Origin of the sequence: Deinococcus radiotolerans (genome assembly GCF_014647435.1) — a bacterium.
GTDB lineage: Bacteria > Deinococcota > Deinococci > Deinococcales > Deinococcaceae > Deinococcus > Deinococcus radiotolerans.
Genome location: NZ_BMPE01000011.1, coordinates 111,138 through 119,306, shown reverse-complemented (window position 1 = coordinate 119,306; position 8,169 = coordinate 111,138). Strand labels below are relative to the sequence as shown.

The 8,169-nt window shown below is 67.2% G+C and carries 7 protein-coding genes and 1 tRNA gene; 3 read left to right on the top strand and 5 right to left on the bottom strand.

What is annotated here, in order from left to right; genetic code table 11:
• Positions 1-427 precede the first annotated feature (427 nt).
• The 4 genes from IEY63_RS15825 to rpsL all read right to left on the bottom strand — a co-directional run bounded on the left by IEY63_RS15825 (position 428) and on the right by rpsL (position 4,332).
• The gene (locus IEY63_RS15825) at positions 428-853 is read right to left on the bottom strand and encodes a hypothetical protein (RefSeq protein ID WP_189069957.1); all 426 of its coding nucleotides are present in this window, start codon (positions 851-853) and stop codon (positions 428-430) included.
• Between the two features lie 109 nt (positions 854-962).
• Positions 963-3,056 (bottom strand): elongation factor G, encoded by a 2,094-nt coding sequence (gene fusA, locus IEY63_RS15820; protein ID WP_189069956.1) that lies wholly within the window; start codon positions 3,054-3,056, stop codon positions 963-965.
• A gap of 256 nt (positions 3,057-3,312) precedes the next feature.
• On the bottom strand, positions 3,313-3,783 hold the full coding sequence (rpsG, locus tag IEY63_RS15815) for a 30S ribosomal protein S7 (protein WP_046843218.1): 471 nt from the start codon (positions 3,781-3,783) through the stop codon (positions 3,313-3,315).
• A 147-nt stretch (positions 3,784-3,930) separates the two neighbouring features.
• On the bottom strand, positions 3,931-4,332 hold the full coding sequence (gene rpsL / locus IEY63_RS15810; RefSeq protein ID WP_046843219.1) for a 30S ribosomal protein S12: 402 nt from the start codon (positions 4,330-4,332) through the stop codon (positions 3,931-3,933).
• A gap of 324 nt (positions 4,333-4,656) precedes the next feature.
• On the opposite strand from rpsL, the gene IEY63_RS15805 reads away from it, so the two are divergent.
• Positions 4,657-4,746 (top strand) — tRNA-Ser (locus IEY63_RS15805).
• A gap of 35 nt (positions 4,747-4,781) precedes the next feature.
• On the opposite strand, the gene IEY63_RS15800 is transcribed toward IEY63_RS15805, so the two are convergent.
• Positions 4,782-5,213, bottom strand: coding sequence for a hypothetical protein (locus IEY63_RS15800; RefSeq protein WP_189069955.1), 432 nt, complete (start codon positions 5,211-5,213; stop codon positions 4,782-4,784).
• A gap of 92 nt (positions 5,214-5,305) precedes the next feature.
• Between IEY63_RS15800 and IEY63_RS15795 the strand changes: the two genes are divergently transcribed.
• Both IEY63_RS15795 and hflX read left to right on the top strand, forming a co-directional pair.
• Positions 5,306-6,115 (top strand): AAC(3) family N-acetyltransferase, encoded by an 810-nt coding sequence (locus tag IEY63_RS15795; protein WP_229784754.1) that lies wholly within the window; start codon positions 5,306-5,308, stop codon positions 6,113-6,115.
• A gap of 306 nt (positions 6,116-6,421) precedes the next feature.
• A complete protein-coding gene (gene hflX, locus IEY63_RS15790; protein ID WP_189069953.1) occupies positions 6,422-8,131 on the top strand; it encodes a GTPase HflX in 1,710 nt (569 codons plus the stop codon).
• Positions 8,132-8,169 lie beyond the last annotated feature (38 nt).

Sequence of the window (8,169 nt, the reverse complement as noted above, 5' to 3'; positions counted from 1 at the left end):
CGACGTGACCGATGGTGCCCACGTTCACGTGGGGCTTCGTGCGCTCGAACGTTCCTTTAGCCATGTTCTTACTCCCTCCAAGAGGTGGATCTGCACGCAAAAGCGGCCCTTTGATCGGGGCTCCCCCGCGCATGTCGCAGGGTTCTGATGGTGCTGAACCACATTGGGTTGATTCTCGCCAGGGTAGTGTCCCACCGTGCTGGCCACGCTACGCCGCTGCTCGCGCCGCTCCGGCGGTGATCTCCACCGCGGGGCGGTACCGTGATTCCACGGCGTACCGAAGAAGAATGGTACAAGATTCTCAAGCGAACGGCAAGAGGGCATGAGGGTCCGGACCGCCGCACAGAAGGAGCAGTCATCGTCCATCACGTGCTGAACAGCAGCGGGCTGTCACGATGTACGTGACAGCCCACGCCATTTCTGTCGCCTACTTACTGGTGTAACTCACCACATGGCGGTCAAACGCGCCGATCAGCATGACCACGCCCAGAATCGTGAAGATCGGTGGAATCAGCAGGCTGAACACTGCAATCACGATGCTGGACACCCGGCCCCAGCTACGCCCGTCCAACACGGCCCGGCGCGTGTAGTACATCCACAGGATCTGGAAGGCCGTCAGGAAGAACGTGATCCACAGGGCCACCTGAATCTCGCCGGGCGTGATGACCAGGTTGGGCAGGCCCATCTGCTGGACCATTTCCGTGGTGGCCTCGGTCACGGTGGGCCCGGCGAAGGGAAGGAACAGCAGCGTGATGGCCGCGTAGATCAGGTTGATCATCAGCGGAACCGTCAGGAAACCGATGCGCGGCGGTAAGGGTGCGCGGGGAGCAGGAGCAGAGGAGGGCGCCGTCATGCGCGCAGCTTAGCGTGCCCGGTCCGGGGTCGGCGGCACCTGAAAAAGGAGGGAGCCCCAGGCGTGGGGACTCCCTCCTCGGTGCGGGCCGCGTGGGCCTGCGCCTGTTTTACTTCTTCATCAGCTGCTGGGCGATGTTGTTCGGCACCTGGCTGTAGTGGTCGAAGAACATGCTGTAGCTGGCGCGGCCCTGGGTCATGGAGCGCATGTCGGTGGCGTAACCGAACATCTCGCTCAGGGGCACGAAGGCCTTGACGATCTGGGCGTTGCCGCGGGCTTCCATGCCCTGGATCTGGCCGCGGCGGCTGTTCAGGTCACCGATGATGTCGCCCATGTAGTCCTCGGGCACGGTGACTTCCACGCGCATGATCGGCTCGAGCAGGGCGGGGGCGCCCTTCTGCACAGCTTCCTTGAGGGCCATGCTGCCCGCGATCTTGAAGGCCATTTCCGAGGAGTCCACTTCGTGGTAGCTGCCGTCGTAGATGGTGACTTTCATGTCCACGACCGGGAAGCCCAGCATGGGGCCGCTCTGCATCGCTTCCTCGATGCCCTTCTGGGCGGGGCCGACGTACTCGCGGGGCACGGTGCCGCCCACGATGGCGTTCTCGAACACGAAGCCGGCGCCGGGCTCGAGGGGCTCGGCCTTGATCTTCACGTGACCGAACTGACCGCGACCGCCGGACTGACGGACGAACTTACCTTCGACGTCGACAGCCTTGGTGATGGTCTCGCGGAAGGCCACCTGGGGGGCGCCGACGTTCGCTTCGACCTTGTACTCGCGCTTCAGGCGGTCCACCAGGATTTCCAGGTGGAGTTCGCCCATCCCGGCGATGGTGGTCTGGCCGCTTTCCTGGTCGGTTTCGACCTTGAAGGTAGGATCCTCTTCGGCGAGCTTCTGCAGGCCGATGCCCATCTTTTCCTGGTCGGCCTTGGTCTTGGGCTCGATAGCGAGCTTGATGACGGGCTCGGGCACGTCAATGCTCTCGAGCAGGACCTTGTCGTCGCCGTCGCCGATCAGGGTGTTGCCGGTGCCGGCGTCTTTCAGGCCGATCACGGCGCCAAGTTCCCCGGCCTTGAGTTCGGTGACTTCCTCGCGGCTGTTGGCGTGCATCTTCAGCAGACGGCCCACGCGCTCGCGCTTTTCCTTGCTGGCGTTGTACACGTAGCTGCCGGACTGCAGGGTGCCGGAGTAGATGCGCACGAAGGTCAGGCGGCCCACGTAGGGGTCAGCCATGATCTTGAACGCCAGCGCGGCCAGCTTGCCTTCGGGATCGGCGGGGAACTCGATGGTGTCCTCGCTGTCCTCGATCTTGCCCTTGATGGCGGGCACTTCGAGCGGGCTGGGCAGGTAGTCGATCACGGCGTCAAGCAAGAGCTGCACGCCTTTGTTCTTCAGCGCGCTGCCGCACAGGACGGGGAAGATGCGCTTCTCGATGGTGCCCTTGCGGATCGCGGCGACCAGCTGCTCCACGCTGGGCTCCTCGCCTTCGAGGTACATCATCATCAGGTCTTCGTCGACTTCGGCGGCCGCTTCGATCAGCTGCGCGCGGATTTCGGCGACCTTGTCGGCGTACTCGGCGGGCACGTCGGTCTCGTCAATGTCGGTGCCCAAGTCATTGGTGTAGAAGTGGGCGCGCTGACGCACGATGTCGATGATGCCCTTGAACTCGCTCTCGGCACCCATGGGGTACTGGATGGGGGCGGCAACGGCACCGAGGCGCTCTTTGATGTCGTTCAGCACCAGCTCGAAGCTCGCGCCGGTCTTGTCCATCTTGTTGCTGAACGCGATGCGGGGCACGCCGTAGCGGTCGGCCTGACGCCACACGGTCTCGCTCTGGGGCTCCACGCCCTGGCTGCTGTCGAACACCGCGACGGCGCCGTCGAGCACGCGCATGGAACGCTCCACTTCAATGGTGAAGTCCACGTGACCGGGGGTGTCGATGATGTTGACGACGTATTCCTCGTCGGTGCCGCTGCGCTTCCATTTGGCGGTGGTGGCGGCGGCGGTGATGGTGATGCCGCGCTCGCGCTCCTGCTCCATCCAGTCCATGGTCGCGGCGCCGTCGTGCACTTCGCCGATGTTGTGGGTGCGGCCGGTGTAGTACAGGATGCGCTCGGTGGTGGTGGTCTTACCGGCGTCGATGTGCGCGGCAATCCCGATGTTACGGAAGTGGGTGAGGTACTGCTGGGCTTTGGTGGTCATAAGACTCCCTATTGTGGCGGGTGACGTGTCTCGTCACCGTCAGATGCGCTGGGTTTCGCTTCACGCGACATGGACGGCAGGGCGAGCCTACCGTCCGGTCATCGCGGCTTGCCGGGTGTATCCGGGCCGCACCGTTCATTCCATTCCGCCACCAGTCGGACAATGCACCGACTGGCGGCTTCACTTCACGAACGGTGCGGTCGTCCCTGCTCGCTCCGCTCGGGTTGGATGGCCCCTGGGGGCCATCAACCGGGGATTACCAGCGGTAATGCGCGTAGGCGCGGTTGGCTTCCGCCATGCGCTCCACGTCGTCTTTCTTCTTGATGGCGCCGCCACGGCCCTGGGCGGCGTCCATGATCTCGCCAGCGAGGCGCTCGACGGCGGTGCGCTCGGGACGGCTGTCCACGGCGCTGATCAGCCAGCGCAGGGTCAGGCTCTGCTTGCGGCGCTCGCTGGGCTCGACGGGCACCTGGTAGGTGCTGCCGCCCACGCGGCGACTGCGGACTTCCACGCGGGGTTTGACGTTGTCGTACGCCTGGCGGAAGATCTTCAGGGACTCCTGGCCGGTGCGTTCCTGAACGAGCTTCATGGCTCCGTAGAAGATGCGGCTGGCGAGGTTCTTCTTGCCATCACGCATGATGCGGTTGATCAAAGCGCTCACCAGAACGTCCTGGTAGACCAGGTCGGGCTGGATGACGCGCACTTCAGCTTGGCGGCGACGTGCCATGGTTGACTCCCTTGAGGCTCAGCCCCGACACACTGCGGGGCGAGCGCGCGCACTTCAGGCGCGAATATGCTGCTTCATTGGCATCACCCCTGTGGGGGATGGGTTCGGGCGGTGTGCCGCGCCAGCGTGGGCGCGGGGAACAGCGCCTTACTTCTTCTTCGCGCCCGCGGCAGCGCCGGCCTTGGGCTTCTTGGTGCCGTACTTGGAACGGCTCTTGTTGCGGTCCTTGACGCCCTGGGTGTCGAGGCTGCCGCGCACGATGTGGTAGCGCACACCGGGAAGGTCCTTCACACGGCCGCCGCGGATCAGCACGACGCTGTGCTCCTGGAGGTTGTGGCCTTCGCCGGGGATGTAGGCGGTCACTTCGAAGGCGCTGGACAGACGCACGCGGGCGATCTTACGAAGCGCGGAGTTCGGCTTCTTGGGGGTGGTGGTCTTGACGACCGTGCACACGCCGCGGCGGAAGGGGCTGCCCTTCAGGGCAGGAACCTTGCTCTTCTTCTGGATCGTCTTGCGACCCTTACGGAGCAGTTGCTGGGTAGTAGGCAGGGGAAATCACTCCTCATCTGGTTCGGCCGCTGCGCACCAGTCTGGCGGCGCGGGCCGGGGGGCGGTTGGCCACCCACGCGTACGGGGCGGCACTGGGTTGACTCGTGCGGGCTTGGAGGTGATCACGCACCACTCGGGGCTGCGCGCGCCGGTGGTGGCATGCCGAAAAACCCCCCTGGTGCAACCCGGTACCGGGGCAGTTTTCAACCTTGTCAGCATACGCCGCGCGGGTGTGCAAGCGCAAGCACCACGTGAAGGCCCGGGAGTGGCACGCGGCGGTGCAAGCGTGCTATGCTGCCCGCCGCCCGTTCAGAGTGCAACTGCGGAGAGGTGCCAGAGTGGTTGAATGGGTCGGTCTCGAAAACCGAAGTAGTCGCAAGGCTACCGTGGGTTCGAATCCCACCCTCTTCGCCAAAAGACAAGCCCCCAGGTCAACGCCTGGGGGTTTTTCATGACGTCCGCAGGCCCCGCCAGTGCTGAATCAGGGCCGCTTCACGCGCGGCGTGCATGACCGCGCCGTGCGCCTCGCGCTGCGCGGCGGGTGAGAGGGGCCGGTACAGCGCGTCGTACAGCGCCTGCCCGGCCCGGGCGAGGTTCACGAGTTCATCCCGCCACGCCTGCGCGCTGGCTGGCCGCCAGACCTGCGGGTCGGTCGGGTCGCTCAGCAGGGCGTGGGGGTCCGAGAGGCGCAGCGCCGTGATCTCCAGGGAGTGGCGCAGCGCCAGGATCCGGCCGGCCAGCGCCGGAGCCGCCCGCAGGTCCTCCGGGGTCAGGGCGTGCACGGCGCGCAGCAGACCGTCGCCGGGGGCGCTGAACAGCCCCGACAGGGCGTCCGGTCCGTACAGCACCTCTCGCAGGGTTTCACGCAGCAGGTCCGACATCGCCGCACAGTACGTCACTTGACCCATGCGCGTTCCGGGGGTGGCTGGTACGCTGCGGCCATGCGTCAGGGAACCCCATGCCAGGGAACAGCATGAGCGAGGCCGACATCATCGCCCGCACGGACACGCCCCGCACCCGCGCGACCCTGACGGGCGACCTGCGCCGTCTGGGGGTGCAGGCGGGCGACACGGTGATTGTGCATGCCAGCCTCAGCGCGCTGGGCTGGGTGGCGGGCGGCGCGGTAGCCGTCGTGCAGGCGCTTCAGGACGCGGTCGGGCCGCAGGGCACCCTGGTCGTGCCGACCTTCACGCTGCACCTGACCGACCCGGCCGGGTGGGGCCGCAGAAAGGTGCCCCAGGCGTGGTGGCCGACCATCCGGGCCGAGTTGCCTGCCTTCGATCCGGCGGTCACGCCCAGCCGGGGCATGGGCCGCGTGGCGGAGACGCTGCGGACGTGGCCGGGCGCGCGGCGCAGCGACCAGCCGCACAGTTCCTTTGCCGCGTGGGGCCGCCACGCCGCTGTGATCACGGCGGACCACCCCAGGGCGTTCTCGCTGGGTGAGGGCTCCCCCCTGGCGCGCGTGTACGACCTGAACGGGCGGGTGCTGCTGCTGGGTACCGAGGTGAACACGAGCCTGCACCTCGCGGAGGTCCGGGCTGGTCACCGGCCCACGGTGCCCTTCAGCGGCCCGGTGCTGGAGGACGGTGAGCGGCGCTGGGTGACCTTCGACGAGGCCGACTATCACGAGCAGGCCTTCCCGCCCGTCAAGGCGGCGTTCGAGGCGACCGGCGCGGTCACCCGAGGACCGGTGGGCTCCGCGACCGCGAAACTCATGTCCCAGCGTGCACTGGTGGATTTCGCCACGCAGTGGTGGCGGGATGACATGCAGGAGCAGGGCTGAACTTCACGTCCAGTCACCCTTTTCCCTGGCAGTACGTCAGGTGGCCGATGCGCCTGCCCGCAGCTGACCTTAGCCTGTGGGCACGATGATCAAGAACTTCAAGTGAACCCACACGTTTGCCCCTGACCTGCGGCGCTAAAATGACGTCAATGCAGGCATGGCCGCGCCCCCAGTTCCAGCGTGAAAGCTGGGCGGGGCTGCTGACGGCCCGGCAGTGTGCCCTTCACCTCTCTCCCCTGTTCTGCCCTGCCTTCCCGGCGGGCGGAACGGGGCCAGTATCCAAGGAAGTGACCAGCTATCGATAAAGTGCATGGCAACACGTCGGGCCTCCGCCCGGCCCAGATGAAAGCCCTCGGGAACCTGTACCGCCGCCGGATTGAACCGGGCCGGGTGGGCTCGCCGGAACTTGCGCGGAACCTCGCCGAACTGTCCAGCGACGTGCGGCGCGAGGTGGGCGTCCTGATCGACCGGCGGGGCCGCGTGATCTCCGTCAGCGTGGCGGACGCCAAGGGCACCGAGTTCCCGGACCTGCGCATGGGCGAGAACCGCCTGTCCGGCTTTCACCTGCTGCACACCCACCCGCGCGGCGGGGCGCTGAGCAAGGGCGACCTCTCCACGCTGTTCCTGAAGCGACTGGACGCCGTGTCCGCCATCGAGGTGCGCAGCGAGGGTCAGCCGGGACTGGTGCACACCGCGCACCTGACGCCGCCCGGCACGGTCGGCGAGGAGGAGGACTGGCGCATCCTGCCGCCCGTGCCCTCCTTCCAGATCGACGAGTTCGACCTGGGCGCGCAGGTGCAGGCGCTGGAGGAAGAGATTGCCCGCGCCGCCCGCACGCGCGTGGCGAAGAAGGACTTTGAACGCGCGATCCTCGTGCAGATCGACCAGGGCGAATTCGACGCCGAGGAACGCCTGGACGAGCTGGCCGAACTGGCCCGCACCGCCGGGGCGGAGGTCGTGCACCGTGAACTGGTGTTCCGCCGCAACCTGAAGCCCGGCACGCTGGTCGGTGCGGGGAAACTGGAGGAACTGACCAGCCGCGCGTACCACCTGGACGCGGACCTGCTGATCTTCGGGCAGGAACTAGGCCCGGCCCAGGCGCGCGAGATCGAGGCCGCGACGGGCCTGAAGATCATCGACCGGACGCAATTGATCTTGGACATCTTCGCGCTGCACGCGCAGGGCGTCGAGTCGCGCCTGCAGGTGGAGCTGGCGCAGCTGCGCTACATGAAGCCGCGCCTGCTGGGCGCCGGGGCGGCCCTGTCCCGCATCGGCGGCGGCGGGGGCAGCGCGGGTGGCGGCGCCATCGGCACGCGAGGCCCCGGGGAAACGAAACTGGAGCTGGACCGCCGCCGCATCAACGACCGCCTGAGCTTCCTGGAGAAGCAGCTCGAAGGTGTGGCGCAGCGCCGCGAGGAGCGCCGTAAGGGCCGCGAACGCAACGCCGTGCCCGTGATCAGCATCGTGGGGTACACGAACGCCGGGAAGAGCACGCTGCTGAACGCGTTCACGCACGCCGCCGAGGAACCCCGCCGGGTGCTGGCGGAGAACAAGCTGTTCGCCACGCTGCGCCCCACCAGTCGCCAGGGCTACCTGGAGGGCATCGGGCCGGTCGTCCTGACCGACACCGTGGGCTTCATCCGTGACCTGCCCAAGGACCTGACCCGGGCGTTCCGCAGCACGCTGGAGGAAATCGGGGACGCGGACGTGCTGCTGCACGTCGTGGACGCCGCCAGCCCCGGCGCGGACACCCGTCTGGACGCCGTGAACCGCATCCTGGAGGACCTGGGCTTCCGGGACATGCCGACCGTCGTGGCGCTGAACAAGGCCGACGCGGCCGACCCGGAGGCGCTGGAGCGTGAACTGGAACGCACGGGCGGCATTGCCGTCAGCGCCCTGAAGAACCGCGGGCTGGCCGAACTGAAGGAGGCGCTGGCGGACGCCGTGGCGGGCGTGCAGCGCGCCGAACTGGCCCGGCAGGAGGAAGCCCGCGCGCTGGCCGCGCAGTACCGGTAACGGACTTGTTCAGGAGGAGGGTGGACGTCGCGGGGCGC

Bases quoted from the DNA above. Each gene is read 5' to 3' on its own strand.
- fusA (WP_189069956.1), bottom strand. From the start codon at position 3,056: ATGACCACCAAAGCCCAGCAGTACCTCACCCACTTCCGTAACATCGGG.
- rpsG (WP_046843218.1), bottom strand. From the start codon at position 3,783: ATGGCACGTCGCCGCCAAGCTGAAGTGCGCGTCATCCAGCCCGACCTG.
- IEY63_RS15800 (WP_189069955.1), bottom strand. From the start codon at position 5,213: ATGTCGGACCTGCTGCGTGAAACCCTGCGAGAGGTGCTGTACGGACCG.
- IEY63_RS15795 (WP_229784754.1), top strand. From the start codon at position 5,306: ATGAGCGAGGCCGACATCATCGCCCGCACGGACACGCCCCGCACCCGC.
- IEY63_RS15825 (WP_189069957.1), bottom strand. From the start codon at position 853: ATGACGGCGCCCTCCTCTGCTCCTGCTCCCCGCGCACCCTTACCGCCG.